The organism is Bradyrhizobium sp. Pa8 (assembly GCF_052588265.1).
This window is the reverse complement of sequence record NZ_CP176767.1, coordinates 6,978,426-6,994,698: the sequence shown is the minus strand read 5'-3', so window position 1 is coordinate 6,994,698 and position 16,273 is coordinate 6,978,426. Positions and strand designations below refer to the sequence as shown.

9 protein-coding genes are annotated in these 16,273 nt (G+C 61.1%); 2 read left to right on the top strand and 7 right to left on the bottom strand.

Features of this window, described 5'->3' with window-relative positions:
- Positions 1-79: 79 nt before the first annotated feature.
- Both ACKWRH_RS33150 and ACKWRH_RS33145 read left to right on the top strand, forming a co-directional pair.
- Entirely contained in the window at positions 80-1,183 is a 1,104-nt protein-coding gene (locus tag ACKWRH_RS33150; protein WP_445222513.1) for an efflux RND transporter periplasmic adaptor subunit, read from the top strand.
- Complete coding sequence (locus ACKWRH_RS33145) at positions 1,180-4,245, top strand: efflux RND transporter permease subunit (RefSeq protein WP_445216946.1); 3,066 nt, start codon at positions 1,180-1,182, stop codon at positions 4,243-4,245. Before ACKWRH_RS33150 ends, ACKWRH_RS33145 begins: the two co-directional genes overlap by 4 nt.
- 6 nt (positions 4,246-4,251) lie before the next feature.
- Here ACKWRH_RS33145 and ACKWRH_RS33140 read toward each other — a convergent pair whose 3' ends face one another.
- The 7 genes from ACKWRH_RS33140 to ACKWRH_RS33110 all read right to left on the bottom strand — a co-directional run bounded on the left by ACKWRH_RS33140 (position 4,252) and on the right by ACKWRH_RS33110 (position 15,999).
- Complete coding sequence (locus ACKWRH_RS33140; protein WP_445216945.1) at positions 4,252-6,081, bottom strand: SLC13 family permease; 1,830 nt, start codon at positions 6,079-6,081, stop codon at positions 4,252-4,254.
- A gap of 52 nt (positions 6,082-6,133) precedes the next feature.
- Positions 6,134-7,963 (bottom strand): SLC13 family permease, encoded by a 1,830-nt coding sequence (locus tag ACKWRH_RS33135; RefSeq protein ID WP_445216944.1) that lies wholly within the window; start codon positions 7,961-7,963, stop codon positions 6,134-6,136.
- A 54-nt stretch (positions 7,964-8,017) separates the two neighbouring features.
- Complete coding sequence (locus tag ACKWRH_RS33130) at positions 8,018-9,400, bottom strand: M20/M25/M40 family metallo-hydrolase (RefSeq protein WP_445216943.1); 1,383 nt, start codon at positions 9,398-9,400, stop codon at positions 8,018-8,020.
- 101 nt (positions 9,401-9,501) lie between these two features.
- The gene (locus ACKWRH_RS33125; RefSeq protein ID WP_445216942.1) at positions 9,502-11,151 is read right to left on the bottom strand and encodes an MFS transporter; all 1,650 of its coding nucleotides are present in this window, start codon (positions 11,149-11,151) and stop codon (positions 9,502-9,504) included.
- Between the two features lie 72 nt (positions 11,152-11,223).
- Entirely contained in the window at positions 11,224-12,222 is a 999-nt protein-coding gene (gene glsA / locus ACKWRH_RS33120; RefSeq protein WP_445216941.1) for a glutaminase A, read from the bottom strand.
- Positions 12,223-12,423: 201 nt separating this feature from the next.
- Positions 12,424-13,989: an AbgT family transporter gene (locus ACKWRH_RS33115; protein WP_445216940.1), complete on the bottom strand. Its 1,566-nt coding sequence runs from the start codon at positions 13,987-13,989 to the stop codon at positions 12,424-12,426.
- 411 nt (positions 13,990-14,400) lie between these two features.
- The gene (locus tag ACKWRH_RS33110) at positions 14,401-15,999 is read right to left on the bottom strand and encodes a DcaP family trimeric outer membrane transporter (RefSeq protein WP_445216939.1); all 1,599 of its coding nucleotides are present in this window, start codon (positions 15,997-15,999) and stop codon (positions 14,401-14,403) included.
- Between the last annotated feature and the right edge of the window lie 274 nt (positions 16,000-16,273).

Here is a 16,273-nt window from a genome sequence, read left to right as displayed (position 1 = left end):
GGTACCGGGGAAAATGCGACTGCGGACTGAGCAATCCCCCCGGCAAGATCTCACTTCCGGAACGGAACAGGTCATGTTCATGCACGGCAGCCGATCCGCGCCCCGAAACATCCTCACATCGACGCTGGTGACGGCGTTCTCGCTGATGCTGGCAGGATGTGGACGGGAAACCGAAACCAAGGACGCATCCCCGCCGCGGATCGTACGCACAGCGACCGTAGAAAAACGCAAGGTCACAACGCCGCTGACATTCTCCGGACGGGTCGAGGCAGAAGACGAGGTGAATGTCGCATTCCGGATCTCGGGACGATTGTTGAGTAATGACACCAAGATAGGCGACCGGGTCAAGGCCAGCCAGGTGCTGGCACGATTGGAGTCGCAGAATGAACTGAGCACGCTGCGGCAGGCGCAGGCCTCCCTTGCCGCCGCTCAGGGGCAATTGACCCAGGCGCGCAATCACTTCGATCGTCAGGAGACGCTGTTGGCGCAGGGGTGGACCACGCGCGCCAACTATGATGCCGCAACCCAGGCACGGCAAACCGCGCAATCGCAAGTCGATGCGGCCGAAGCGCAACTGAGTTCTGCGCATGACCTCGTTGGTTTCACCGAACTCAAGGCTGATGCGCCCGGTGTGATAACAGCTACAGGTCCGGTCGCCGGCGAGGTCGTCCAAGTCGGGCAGATGATCGCCAGGATCGCACGGCAGGACGGTCGCGATGCGATCTTCGATGTCCCCGCTCAATTGATCAGGTCGGCCTCCACCGATCCAGAGATCACTGTCAGCTTGGCTGACGATCCGTCGATAACGGCGCAAGGGCGCATTCGCGAAGTCGCTGCACAGGCCAGTGCTGTGACCCGAACCTTCGAGGTCAAGGTCGGCCTGACGGATCCGCCGGCCGCGATGCGGTTGGGTGCGTCAGTGATAGGGCGAGTGAGTACCACTGCAGGGCCGATGATCGATATTCCATCTTCCGCGCTGACCAGGATGAACGAGCAGCCCGCCGTATGGGTCGTCGACCCGGCCACCGCGACGGTCGCGGTGCGCAATGTGGACGTGCTGCGATTCGATGAAGCGCAGGCCATCATTTCCCAGGGGCTCGACATCGGCGAAATAGTTGTCACCGCCGGCGTTCAGGCGCTGCATCCGGGTCAGAAGGTCCGGATTCTTGGATCCGAGCCATGAGCGGAATTAATCTTTCCGACTGGGCTCTGAAACACCGTTCGCTGGTCGTCTATATGATGATGATTGCGGTGGTCGGGGGGGCGCTGTCCTATTTCCGGTTGGGGCGCAACGAAGATCCCGCCTTCATCATCAAGACCATGGTCGTCCAGGCCGCGTGGCCCGGCGCAACTGTGGAAGAGACGATGAAGCAGGTGACTGAGCGCCTCGAACGTCACTTGCAGGAAACGCCGCATCTGGACTTCCTGCGGAGCTTCACAAGGGCCGGTGTCGCGACCGTCTTTGTAAATCTGAAGGGGAGCGCGAATGCGAAACAGGTGGCCGACACCTGGTACCACGTACGAAAGACGATCGGAGACATGCGTCATACACTGCCCGCAGGCGTGATCGGGCCGGGGTTTAATGACGAATTCGGTGATACATTCGGCATCATCTATGGTTTTACCAGTGACGGCTTCACTCAGCGCGAGTTGCGCGATCGGGTCGAGGACATCCGCTCAAGGCTGCTTCTCGTCCCTGACGTGTCAAAGATTGAGCTTCTGGGCGAACAGGATGAAGTGATCTTCGTCGAGTTTTCCACGAAGGAGCTCGCGGCCCTCGGAATTGATCGGTCCGCTCTTATTGCGGCGCTCCAGTCGCAAAACATCGTGCGTCCGGCGGGAACGATTCAGACCGGCTTGGAAAGCATCTCGATTCGGGTATCAGGCAGCTTCCAGTCGGAGCAGGACATCGCCAACATCAATTTTTCCGCCGGCGGCCGCATGCTTCGCCTGAGCGATATTGCGCAGGTGCGACGCGGCTACACGGATCCGTCCCAGCCGATGTTTCGGATCAATGGCAAACCGGCAATAGGCCTTGCAATCGCCATGCGGGATGGCGGCGACATTCTCGCGCTCGGCGCCAATATCGGAAAGGCAATGGCGCAAATCACCGCGGATCTACCCATTGGAATCGAGCCCAGCCTGGTCGCGGACCAGCCCGTTGTCGTCGACCAGGCGATCCGCGAGTTTACGGTCTCGCTGATGCAGGCGATCGGCATCATCATGGTGGTGAGTTTCATCAGCCTGGGCGTACGACCCGGCTTGATCATCGCGCTGGCCATACCGTTCACGCTGGCGATCGTGTTTCCGATCATGGGACTTCTCAGCATCGATATGCAGCGAATATCGCTTGGCGCGCTCATCATTGCGCTCGCATTGCTGGTCGACGATGCGATGACCACGACCGATGCGACGCTCAGTCGACTCGCAGAGGGCGCCAGTAAGATCGAGGCGGCAACTTTCGCATATCGGACCCATGCAATGGCGATGCTCGCGGGCACGCTAGTCACGATAGCGGGCTTTATACCGGTCGGCTTTGCCGCGAGTTCCGCCGGTGAATACACGTTCTCGCTCTTCGCAGTGGTCACGATCGCACTTCTGGTTTCCTGGTTCGTTGCGGTCATTTTCACGCCACTGCTCGGAGCAGCGATCCTTGTTCCACCGAAGCAGACAAGTACGGCGGATCCGGGCAGGATCTTCCGCATGTATCGGAGTTTCCTGACTTTCGCGATGCGCGCGAAATGGCTGACGATCGCGATCTCCTTGGCGCTCTTCGTTTGTTCGGTGCTTGCGCTGCCGCTCATCCCGCGACAATTCTTTCCATCGTCGGACCGTCCCGAATTGCTCGTGGACCTGAGCTTGCCGCAGAACTCTTCAATCCACGCGAGCGAGGCTGCGGCAAAGCGCCTGGATGCTGCCCTTTCGACCGATGCCGATGTGGCGCGGTGGAGCACCTATGTCGGGCGCGGCGCCATCCGCTTCTATTTGCCCCTTAATGTTCAGCTCCCGAACGATTTCTTCACGCAGGCCGTGGTGATCGCCAAGGATGTCGCTGCACGCGAGCGCCTGCATTCCAAGCTCGAAAAGCTGCTCGCGCAAGATTTTCCTAACGCGATTGCGTTCGTTTCTCCGCTTGAGCTCGGACCGCCGGTTGGATGGCCGGTGCAGTATCGGGTCAGTGGGCCCGACGTGGAACGGGTGCGCGAAATCGCGCTCAAAGTCGGACAGATCGTAGCCTCCAGTCCGGACACCAAACAGGTGAATTTCGATTGGATGGAACCCAATCGCCAAGTGCGTATTCGCGTGGACCAGAACGAGGCTCGCCTTCTCGGCCTCAGTTCGCAAGCGATCGCGACAGTCCTGAATACGGTCATATCCGGCACACCCATTACCCAGGTTCGCGACGATATCTATCTGGTCAATGTGGTGGCGCGCGCGACCAACGAGCAGAGGGGCTCGCTGGACGGTCTGCGCAACTTGCAAGTGGCGCTGCCGGGTGGGCAAACTGTTCCTCTCAGCCAGTTCGCCTCCTTCGAATATGACCAGGAGTTTCCGCTCGTCTGGCGGCGCGACCGCATTCCGACCCTGACGGTTCAGGCTGCTATTGCCGGCGACAAGCTGCCGGAGAGCGTGGTTACGTCGCTTTCGATGGCGATCGAGAACTTCAGAAAGAGCCTTCCGTCGGGGTACAGCGTCGTCGTGGGTGGCACCGTGGAGGAAAGTCAGAAGTCGCAGGCGTCTGTGCTGGCGGTGGTGCCGGTGATGCTGTTCGTCATGTTTACCGTCCTCATGGTGCAGCTCCAGAGCTTTCCGAGACTGTTCATGGTGCTCAGCGTAGCGCCGCTCGGCCTTATCGGCGTGGTTGCAGCGTTGATGCTGTCCGGCAGGCCCCTGGGTTTTGTCGCCATTCTCGGCGTGCTCGCGCTGCTCGGCATGATCAGCAAGAACGCGGTCATTCTGATCGGTCAGATCGACGCCGAACGCGCTTTGGGCAAGACGGCCTGGGACGCTGCGGTGGATGCCAGCAGCTCCCGTTTTCGGCCGATCATGTTGACGGCCGTATCGACTGTTCTCGGGATGATTCCAATCGCGCCAACAGTATTCTGGGGACCGATGGCATTCGCGATCATGGGCGGACTCCTGGTCGCCACCGTTCTGACGCTGGTCTTCCTGCCGACGCTGTATGTAGCCTGGTTTGCGCGGGACGAGAAAGTGCAACCGTCCGCGGGATCGCGCCCGGCCTGACGGCCGCTAAAATCGAAGCAGCCAAGGCACCAGCGCCAGGGTCGCTACCATCACGACGACGGTAAAAGGGACACCAATCTTCAAGAAATCACCGAACCCGTAATTGCCCGGTCCGACCACCAAGGTGTTCACCGGCGAAGACACAGGCGTCATGAAGGCGGCCGAGGCCGCGATGGCGATAGTCATCGCGAAAGGATACGGCGAGGCGCTGATGTCCTTCGCGACAGCGAGCGCTACTGGCGCCATGAGCACCGCGGTCGCCGTATTCGAGATGAACAGGCCAAGGGCAGCCGTGATCACGAAGAGCAGCGCCAACAGGACTCGCGGTGATGCCTCGCCCGCAAGATGCGTCACCGCGTCGGCGGCGAGATCGACGCCACCGGTTCGTTGCAGCGCCATCGAAAAGGGCAGCATGCCGACAATAAGAACCAGGCTCTTCCAATTGATCGAGGCATAGGCGCTGTTGAAATCCACGCAGCCCAGCAACCCCATCAGCAAGCAGCCGATCAGAACCGCGTGCACGTTCGGCACCACACCGCTGACCATCATGCCGACCGTCAAAGCCAGCACCGCCAGAGCCTGAGGTGCGAGGTTCGCGGCCGGCAGAACCTCTTTGTGCTCGGTCGGCAGGTTCAGGACGACAAGATCCGAGAATTCGGATCGCAGCTTGCGGATGTCAGACCAGAAGCCGGTCAGCAGAAGGGTGTCACCGACCTTCAAGGTCTCATCGAGCAGCTCCCGGCTGACGACCTTGCGACCGTGCCGCAACCCCAGCACGGTCAATCCCATTTCGCTGCGCACCCGCGCCTGCAAAATGCTCTGGCCAATCAGCTTGGACTCCGCCGGGACGATGACTTCGACCATGCCGATCTCCTGCGAACGATCGGTGAAGTAGCCGCAATCGCCCAAAGGAAGCCTTTCGACCATATAGTCATTCAGCATCCGGTTGGTTTCAGCAGGGGACGCGATGACGTCGAGCAGCAAGATCTCCCCCGCGGCGAGCTCGGTCCTTGCGTTCGGGCGGATCGCCTCGGACCCGAAACGGCCGGGAAGCTCGATGGCGAGCAAATTCACGCCACTGTTCCGGAGCGGGAGCTCTTCCAGGCGCTTGCCGACCAGCGGCGAGTCAGTCAGCACGCGTACGCGCAAGGCGCGATCGGTGAGGCCATACTGCGTTACCCAATCAAGCAAGTTCGGCTGACGGCGCTCGCCGTCCACACGCTTGGCCCAGACGGGCAGAAACCGCCGCGCGAACAGCATATAGGCAATGCCGAGCGCCAGGAATGTGAGCCCAAAGGGCGTGAAGCTGAAAAAGCCGAAGCCTGCCGCACCCTGGCGGATCAACTCGGCGTTGACCACGAGATTTGGCGCCGTCGCGACCAGGGTGAGCATGCCACTGATCAGGGCCGCAAAGCTCAAGGGCATCATCAACTGGCTCGGCGCGGCGCCCGTGTTCTGACAGATGCGCAGCACGACCGGGATGAATATGGCCACCACGGCGGTCGAACTCATGAATGCACCGAGCCCGCTGACTGCCAGCATCAGCAGCACCAGCATGCGCGTCTCGCTGCTGCCGGCAGTCGCATTTAGCCAGTCGCCGAGGCGCCGCGCCACGCCGGTGCGCACCAGCCCTTCTCCGATCACGAAGAGGCCCGCGATCAGCACGATGCTGGGATCACTGAACCCCGCCAGCGCCTCGTTGATGGTAATCACCCCAGTAAATGGCATGATCACGATCATCAGCAGCGCGACCGCATCCATGCGCGGGCGATTGGCCATAAACATCACGATCGCTGCCGCAAGCAGCAGAAGAACCAAAGCAAGATTGGTGTTCATACGGAAATATCCGGTCGGTTAAGACGCAAATCAATCATCCTGCGTAAACTGCTCATCCTGCGAATGGCCAGAAGATGGGCACGAGAAACGTGCCTACCAGGAAGAACCAGAGCAGCAACGGTAGACCCATCCTCCAGAAATCGCCAAATCGATAGCCGCCGGGGCCCTGCACCATGAGGCTCGCTGAGGCGGCGATTGGCGTAAGAAAGGAAGCGGCCGCAGCCACCGCTACAGTCACCAGCGCGGTGCGCGGCGAGACACCGACAGCTTCCGCGGAGGCAATGGCTATCGGAATGACGATGAGTGTCGTCGCTGTGCTGCTGATCAACTGACCAATTAGTGCCGTGAGCAAAAATAGCCCCGCCAACAGCGCGTACGGGCTCGCATTGCCGACAATGGCAACGAGTGTATCGGCGATGAGATAGGCTGCACCGGTCTTGTACATGGCGGTCGAGAGCGGGATCAGCGAAGCGACCATGATCAGCACGTTCCAGTTGATCGCCCGATAGGCTCGTTCGATCTTGAGTACGCCCAGCAGGATCACCGCGCAGGCCGCCGCCAATCCAGCGACGACTCTTGGCACGACGCCCGTCGCTAGCAGCGTAACCATGACCGCGAGAATGACAATGGCGCGTATGGAGCCGGTGCCCAGGGGCCTGGCCTGGCTGCGGATCATGTCGGGGGCAGCAACGACGAGCACGTTGGGATCGCGCCCGTACTCCTCAAGCGCTTCCCAACGACCTTGCAGCAACAGCGTGTCACCCGCCGCAAGAACGGCTTCGCCCGGTCCGAGATTCTCGCCGCCGCGTTGAACGCCCAGGATAATCAGATCGCCACTTTCGGTGACCATGCCGGGGAAGACGGTCTCACCGATCAAACGAGAGCGGGGCGGCAGCACTACCTCGGAGAAGCCGTGGCTATCGTTAAACAGTGCCTCCCGCATTTTGCCGATCGTCTCCTCGCAGGGCGTCAGGCCATGCTGCTCCGCGAACGCGTCCATCGCCGCCTGTTCGCCGCGCATGATGAGTCGATCGCCCTCGACGAGAGAATGCTGCCACGAGATGCTGTTCTGGCGGCGCGGGCGAATAGCGATGAAGCTGAGCTCCGGGTGGTTCTCGCGCTCCAGCCGCGATTCCAGCACCGCCTGCAACGTGCCGCGATAGGGCGAGGCGGCGGTGATCTCGAGCTGGTACACTTGGTCAAACAGCTTGTATTGCTCAGTCAGCATGCGCGAATGGTGGCTAAGGTCCTCCGGCATCTCCCGGCTAGTGCGCACCGGCAGCAGCATATCGCCGAAAAGAACTACAATGGCCACGGTACCGGCCAGGAGTGGTACGCCGATCACCGTCATCTCGAAAAAGCCGAAGGGCGCGAGGCCGACATCGCTTGCCGCGTCGGAAAGCAGCACGTTCACAAGGCTTCCGGTCAGTACCAGCATCGAACCCGAATAGGAGGCGAAGGCGAGAGGCATCATGAGTTGTGCAGGCGGACGCTTGAGCCGGACGGAGACGATCACCAGCACGGGCAGCAGGGCAGCCACCGCGCCACCCGAGCCGATCAGCGCCGTGAGAAAGGCCACGAGCAACATCGACAGCACCAACAGGCGTGTCCGGCTTTCGCCGGCGTAACGGATCAGCACCTGGCCTGCCCACGTGGTGACGCCGGACGAATCCAGGCTGGCACTCACCACGAAGAGCGAAGCAATGAAGAGTATCGTGGAGTCGCCGAAGCCTGCCAGCGCCTCGGAGAGCTCCAGAATGCCGGTCGCGTAAAGCACGAGTGTCGCACTTAGCGCCACGACCGCGACCGGCACCCGGTTCGAGACGAACAGCAGCACCATCGTGGCGATGATGGCAAAGGTAATGAGGATATGCGGCGTCATCGCACCTCGCGAGGGCGGTCCGGCCCGGAGCCAGCGCTGCGTGCCCGTGCCGCTCTACCGCGACAGCGCGTCCAGAATACGTGCCCAGGAGCGGATGCCCTTATGGAAGCTCTTGAGATTGTACTTCTCGTTCGGGCTGTGGATGCGGTCATCCTCGAGGCCGAAGCCCGCAAGCACCACGTCCATGCCCAGCGATTGTTTGAGCTGATGGGTTACGGGAATGGAGCCGCCACCGCCGATGAAGACTGCGGGCTTGCCCCATTCGGCCGTCAGTGCGTCGCGCGCCTTGCCGAAGGCCGGGGCCTCGATCGGGAAGCGGATCGCCTGACCCGCGCCATGCTCCAGGAATTCCACACGACAATCGGCCGGGACGCGTGCATGCACATGCTCCCGGAAGGCTTTGCGGATGGCATGGGGGTCCTGATCGAAAACCAGACGGAATGACACCTTTGCCGATGCCATGGCGGGAATCACGGTCTTGAATCCGGCCCCCTGGTAGCCGCCGCCCATGCCGTTGATTTCGCAGGTCGGGCGCGACCAGACCATCTCCAGCGCGTCGCGGCCCTTCTCGCCGGCGGGAATCGAAAGCCCGATTGCGCCGAGGAAGGACTTAGCGCTGAAGTTCAGGCTGTCCCATTGCTCGCGCAGCGCCTTGGGCAGTTCCGGTACGCCGTCATAGAATCCGCGCAGCGTGACGCGTCCGTTGTCGTCGTGCAGGTCAGAGAGGATGCGGGCGAGGATGCGGTTCGGATTGGCCGCGGCCGAACCATAGAAGCCCGAGTGCAGGTCGCGGTCGGCGGCGTGTATGATGACCTCTTCACCGCAGAGTCCGCGCAGCATGGTCTGGATCGCCGGCGTCTCGGGGTCCCACATGTTGGTGTCGCAGATCAGGCCGATATCTGCGCGCAGTTCGGCGGCATGGGCATCGAGAAAGCCGGGCAGGTTCACGCCACCGGATTCCTCCTCCCCCTCCAGCAGGATCGAAATCGGAATCGGTAGCTTGCCGGTGACCGCCTTCCAGGCGCGACAGGCCTCGACAAAGGCCATGAGTTGGCCTTTGTCGTCGGCGGAGCCGCGGCCAGTGATGATCTTCGCGCCATCGGGCATCGTCTGGATAGACGGGTCAAAGGGATCGCGATCCCAGAGCTCGAGAGGATCGACCGGCTGCACATCGTAATGACCGTAGAACAGCGCCGAGGGGCCGGGCGCGTTGCGGTCATGCGCCACGACCATCGGGTGCCCCGGTGTCGGGCGCACCGAGGCGTCGAAGCCAATGCTCTTGAGGTCGGCCACGTGCCATTCGGCATTGGCCATACATTCGGCCTTGTAAGCCGGATCGGTCGAAATCGACTTGATGCGCAGGATCGCGAACAGACGCTCGAGAGCCGCATCGAGATTTGCGTCGACGTTGGACAGGACATCATCGAGCTTGGTCATGGAGCCCTCCGGAGGGTCGTTTGAGCCGTTGGTCAATACGCGCACGATTGCCACATCGTCCGTTGTCGCAAGGGCTGTTCCTTGCCGCGAGGTGACGATTGCTATTCGTTCCTTCCGCGCTTACGCGGCGCCGGGTCGGGAATTTCGCCTGGCAGGAAGTTGGGAAGCTTTCCTGCCGGGAAAATTGCAAGCAAGGCAACGCCAGCCATGATGATGAGGCCAATTTTCAAAGCGCGCAATCGCACGACAGTATTGACGCGCACCGCTTCCGCCACTTGAGTCGGAGAGGCCGTGGTTTGCTCCATCACGCTCTGCAGCCGGTCATTGCTGATGAAGGTGATGTTATCCAGGTCCAGCTGCGCCTGTATCTCAGGCGGCAATTTTGGATTTTCGGCGATGGTCCGCAAAACAGCCGCGCTTAACAGGCCGACGAGGAGTGCCCCGGCCACCGCTGTGCCGACGGCCGCGGCGAGATTGTTGGTCGTGCCGCGCAGCGAGCCGACGTCGCCGGCGAGCTCTTTCGGCGAAGCCGTGACCAGCACGTTGAACAGCAGTGTGACCAGCGATCCCTGTCCAATGCCGAAAATCACCAGGCCAAGGAGAACCGGGACGGCGCTCCAATCATTCCTCACGACAAAGGCGAGCCAAAGGAGCGCCACAGTGCAGAGTATGAAGCCATAGCGTCCGATCTGCCGCGGCGTGAACCGACCATAGAATCGCACGATCAGCATCGCAGCGAAGAAGACGGTGAGATTGAAGGGCATCATGGCGATCGTTGTCGCCAGCGGCGTGCGCCCCTGCACGATCTGGATGTATAGTGGAACCGAGAAATTGAGCATCGATTCCAGCGCCACGACAGCAAACATCGCATACACCGCGGCCCGCTCCTGCGGGGAGTCGATCACCTCGAGCGCAAGAAGCGGCGTCTTCCCCGCAGCCTGCTGTCTGTGGGTCCAACTCAGAAAGCCCTGACCGAGCACGATACCCACCACGATCATGATCGGGGCGGGAGATACGCCAAAGAGGTCGAATGGCGCATTGGGCCCCGCCAATCCCAGCCCCCACCGATTGAGGTTGTTGAAACCGAAGCTGATCAGAATGATGGCTGCGGCAGCGAGAATGACACCTACGAAATCGATCCGGACCTCCGGACGGGCCTCATCGGGCTTGAGGCGAAAGCTCAAAAGGAAAACCACAGCCGACACGGCAATCAGAATCCCGAACGCCGGGCGCCATCCGATGAATGTGCCCAGAGTGCCGCCGATGACGAATGCCAGAACGCCCGCAGCAGCGCGGGCGGATCCCAGTGCGCCAACGGCCGTTGCCTGCTGCCGTCCCTTGTAGTTTTCCGCGATAAGCGCCACCAGCGACGGAACGATCACCGCACCAGCCGCGCCGGACAAGGACTGTGCGGTAATCATGAGGTCTGCGTTTGGACTGAACGTCATCAACACCTGCGCGGCGCCGAACACGGCAACGGCAATGCGGAAGACGTGCGTCGCCCCGTAGCGCTGTGTCAGCTTCGCACCGAGCATGACGAAGCCGGCAACCAGCATCGAGTAAGCGACGACGCCGGTGGCGACAGTTGTAGGCGGAACGCCAAAACTGTTGACCATCCCTCCCAGCGCAACTGGCAAGGAGGCGACGTTGTAGGACATGATCATCTGGCCGAGGGCGATGGTGATCATTGGCACCCAGGATGCATTCTCTTCTTCAACAGAGTGAACCGTCGTCGCGGATGCCATCGTCATGGCGTGTCCCCTGTCATTTTTTCTGAAGTCCAGCCAAAGTCGGTGCGGGCTGAATCTCCGACAATTGCAAACCTACGCTTCCGGGTTGGACATGAATAAATCCATGCCCAGCCGCTGCGACAGATACTTCGCTACAAGCTGTCCCTTGACGCTGTTTCCGGCGCTGTCCAGCGGCGGCGCAAAAGTCCCCAGACCGCCTTTTCCCGGGGAGACCGTGACGATCCCGCCGCCGATGCCGCTCTTGCCGGGGAGCCCGACATCGTAAAGCCAATCGCCTGATGTCTCGTACATTCCGGCAGTCGTCATGACGGCCAGTGCGTAGTGGCAGACCGACGGATCGACCACGCGCACTTTCGTGATGGGGTTCATGCCACCGTCCGCCAAAGTCGCACCCATCACCGCCAGATCCTTGGCACTCACATTCAGCGCGCATTGTCTGGTGTAAAGATCGGTCGCCTCTGCGGGATCACAGTAAATCCGTTCGAAACTCTGGAGCAGGCGGGCGATGCTCTGGTTTCGGAAGTTGGTCTCCGACGCCGAGGCATAAACCTCGTCGTTGAGCGCAAGCGGACGTCCGGCGAACTGTGACAATCCGTCGTAGATGAACTTCCATTTCGCATCAGCCGTCGTTCCCGGGACGAGGCTTGTCGTCGCAATCGCGCCCGCATTCACCATCGGATTTGTGCGGCCATCGGGGCTGCGTTCGACGGCAGCGAGCGAGTTGAACGGAAGGCCGGTCGCGTTCGCTCCAAGCTTCTGGCGTGCCTGCGCCGGGCCGAGGGCCTGACAGACCAATGCAAAGATGAACGGCTTGGAAACGCTCATGATCGAGAACTCGTATTCGGCCGCCCCCACAGCGTAGACCGCGCCGTTGGTGCCGACCACGCAAACGCCGAACAGGTCGCTCGGCACTTCGGCGAGCGCGGGATATACTTGAGAGTTCTTGCCGTCCGTATTTGATTTGTAGCGCGCGTACACCTCGTCGATCAGCGAGATGACTTCAGCTTCGGCCGGCAGGTGTCCGGTTGATACATAGGAATAGTTGTTCTCGGCATCGGCGTTCGCATTCATTGCGCGTTCCAAGCCTCCATAATGAGAAGCACCGAGGGAGCCCCGACATGTGTCGGGTCAAACGCTCCTCACTCGCCGTTTTCGTTCACTGCCTTTAACGAAGTCCAACGGACCGTCATCTAACGTGATTTTCCTTGGTGAACAATCAGGCCCTTTACCCGGACATCTCGGGGTTTTTCCGGGTTAGGGCTGCCTTGCGCCTCACAATCCCCAAGGCAAGCCCAGCAGGTACCAGACAACGAACAGCACGGTCCAAATGATCGCCATCCAGAGAGTGTACGGCAACATCAGCGCGACAACCGTCCCGACACCCGCTTTCTTGTCGTAAATCTGGGCAAATCCGACCACCATGGCAAAGTAGGCATTGAGCGGGGTGATCGCGTTGATCGGCGAGTCGCCGACGCGGTAGGCGGCCAGGACGGCTGCGGGATCGACGTTAAGCTGCACGAACACCGGTACGAAGACCGGCGCGAAGATGGCCCATTTGGCGATCGCCGGCGTGAACACGAAGTCCAGGATCATGACGACAATGATGAAGCCAACAAGCAGCCACAGCGTGCCGATATTCGCGCTCTTCAAGACATCGGCCATCGTCAGAGCCATCAACGTTGGAATGTTGCTATAGTTGAAGTAATCGACGAACTGGCTGATGACGACGAAGAGGAGGATGGTGCCGCTCAGCGAAGCCACCGCCTTGGTCATGGCCGCGATGACGGCCGTGGAGCTATTCACCGTTTTAGCGCCGATGCCGTATGCGATTCCAGTTGCAAGGAACAGCACCATGATGACCCCGATCAGGCCGTTCATGAATGGTGAGTTGCCGATCAGGACGCCCGTCGTCGGATTGCGCAGGGGCGCGCCCGACGGAGCCGTCAACAGAAGGAACAGGATCACGACCCCGAGCAGCGCAAAGCCGCTGTACCTCAGCCCACGCGACTCGTCGGCGGAAAGCTGCCCTCCGTTCGCCGCCGGCTGAGTGTTGGCGGTCTTCTCGGCTTGGTAAGCGCCCAGCCGTGGCTCGATGATCCGGTTGTTGATGAGCGCGATGACGATGGTCAGGGCAAGAACGGAGGCGATCGAGAACGAGACGTTGGCGGTCAGATCCAGCGACGTGGTGGGGTTGACCATGTGGATTGCGTCGTTGGTGATTTCCGTCAGAACGGCATCAAGCGGCTTGATGATCATGTTCACGGTGAATGCACCGGCGACTGCGGCAAATCCCACAGCGAGCCCGGCGAGAGGATGCCGGCCAACGCTCAAGAAGGCGGCGCCGGCCAACGGGATCAACACCACATAGCCGGCGTCTGCGGCAATGCTGGACAAGATGCCGACGAACGCGACGATGTAAACGAGTGCCCAGCTCGGAGAGACGGCTACGAGTTTTCTGATCAACGCGTTGATCAGGCCGGCTTCCTCGGCGACGCCGACGCCCATCATGGCGACGATCAATAGCCCAACCGCGGTGAAACCCATGAGGTTTGGCACGAGCCGGGTGTAAATATGACGAATTCCATCCGCCGTCAGCAGGCTATTGGCGGCAGAGGTCGCGGTCTCGATCTTGTGAGTATCCGGATTGATGGCCTGATAGGTGACGCTTGCCCCCAAGATGTAGAGTAAGTGAGACAGCACCAACACGATGGCGATGAGGATCAGAAATATCACGACCGGGTGCGGGACGCTGTTTCCGACGCGTTCGACAGTGTCGAGGGCTCTTTGCGTCATCGTCTTCGATGGCGGCGTGTTTGTGGCGTCACTGCGCGCGCTCATGTCGGAAATCCTCCCGCTCCATTAGCGACGGCTGGAGCAGCGCTGGTACCATGATGATCCATGCTATGAGAACAGCGAGGAAGGATCGGACGCCAATGCGCGCTCGAAACCGCTGATCTCGTAATCAACGCGACGACCCCGCTACTCCTCTGACGAAGATGCCAGCGTCATCGCCGCGAGTGCGGCGACGATCTGAAAGGACCATGGAGACACGGAGGCCTCTCGGGAGAGGATTGCTCATCCTTTCGCGATCTGTCCGTTCACACGCTGCCTTACGAACAATCAATAAGGCGCATCAAAATCCGCCTGAATACCGAATGCGCCTAGATTGTTCCGGGGCAATTACCGACCCGAACGAACGTCTGTGTCAGCAAGGCTTCCATGTCTGCCTGCGAAGCAACAAGGCTGTCTTCAGAACCGCACAGTGGCCGAGCCAAGGATGCGATTGGCGGTACCAGAGCCGGCGCTGACCGGGGCTGTTGCTGCGGTGCCGCCGTACACGTCCCGATGGGAGTAAACATATTCAAGACCGACGTCGAGCCATCCGGTCCCGACGCTGTTGCCACGAAGCTCGGCGAACGGGCTCCAGATCAAATTGACGATCCCCTGCTGCATGGTGCTGTTCAACGACGTCGCCGAGGCAGATCCCGGCACGAACAATTGCGCATAGGACGGATATTGCTGCCATGCGTAGGAGTAGACGAAATTGCTGCGCAATTGCGGTGTCCAGAAGCGGCGGTAGCCTGCGCTCGCGCCATAGGTCGGCAGGGCGTCGAGGCTGGGATCGACAGCGCCGGGCAGGCCGATGTTGGACAGCGCATCCTGGCCGAAGGTATTGCCGCCGAAATAGCGCCCGATGCCTTGGCCGTAATAGGCCATGCCAACCAGCTCGTCCGGACCGAAAGCTGGTGACAGCCATCGCATTGGGAAGCGACCACTGCCCGCGAGACCCCAACCGGCGGTATTGCGCTCGACCGCTGGCGGCGCCGCCGCCGTACCAGCCGTGCGGATGGTGAGATCGCGCAGCAGGCCGCGCAGGTCGAGGCCCAGGCCATCGTTCCGGTATTCGAGCCGGCCGAGTAGATCGGGCACGGAGGCAAATGACGGACTCAATCCACCAAAGCCAGCCGGGGTGCTGATCTGCGTGAATACGCCTGCCGCGGACGTGTACTGCGTATCCGGCATTTCGATCGAAACGTGCCCGGTCAATCCCGGAGCCAATGTCGCGGTCGCCCGAACCTGCGCCTGGCGCACGAATGACTGGTTGAGATTGGTCGAGAAGTTCACAGTTTCATAGACGCCCTCGTTCCACAGGCTGTTCGCCCAGCCGACCAGGACACGAAACTGTTCGCTGCCGACCTCGCCCCAGGCCTGACGGAGCCGAAAGACCGCATTGGGTGAGGCTGCCGTGCCCCCGCCGAAGTCGCCTTCAAAGCGGGTTTCCAGAGTGCCCCAGGCGGTCGCCGTGCGCGTATCCATACCGATGCGGCTGAACCGGGCGGACAATCCGGTATCGCCTCCCTGGATGTCGGCGGGGCTTCCGGAAAGCGGAATGGTTTGCACTGTCGGCGCATCGGACTGATTGCGGCCATTGAAGTCGTGGTAGCCATTGACGTTCGCGAAACCGTAGAATCGCACCTCGGACTGCGAACCCGGGATGCGCAAGGACAAACCCGGGAGATCGGAACGCAGCGCGTCCTCGCCTTCGCCGTCGAACTGACTGCCCATCGGTTCGGGCGGACGCAGGCCCGGAATGGGCGCCGCCGCGGCTTGTGGAGGGACCGCAGCACTCGCAGTCATTCGCGGCTCAGTCGACGCAACCGGAATCGCAGGCGGCTTTTGCCCGGCGGTCGGTGCGACGACGTCACGACGTGCGGTGGCGGCCTGGGACTTCGAATGCTTATCGCGTGTTTCGAGTTCGTCGACGCGACGGCGCAGCGCGCTGATCAGCTTGTCACCTTCTGTTGCGCGGGCTTGCAGCGCATCGAGACGGCGCATCAACTCTTCCATGGAAGGTTTCTGGTCCTGACTGGCGGGTGTCTGTGCCAAAGCCGGACCGGCAAATACTGCGATTGATGCAACGCCGCAAAGCGCTCGGAATGTTCGCACGCAAGCCTCCTGTTGGCACGTTCGGGGCACATCGAGTTTTGCGCTTGATTTCAGCGATCGCAAGCCGGCTCCATCGAAGGTCGAAATTTTCGGCGAGATTGTGCCATTTCGGTTGTACCGCAGCGCAGTTGCATCGCGCGCGATCGGCTCAACATCATCCTGCAGCGCAGAAAGC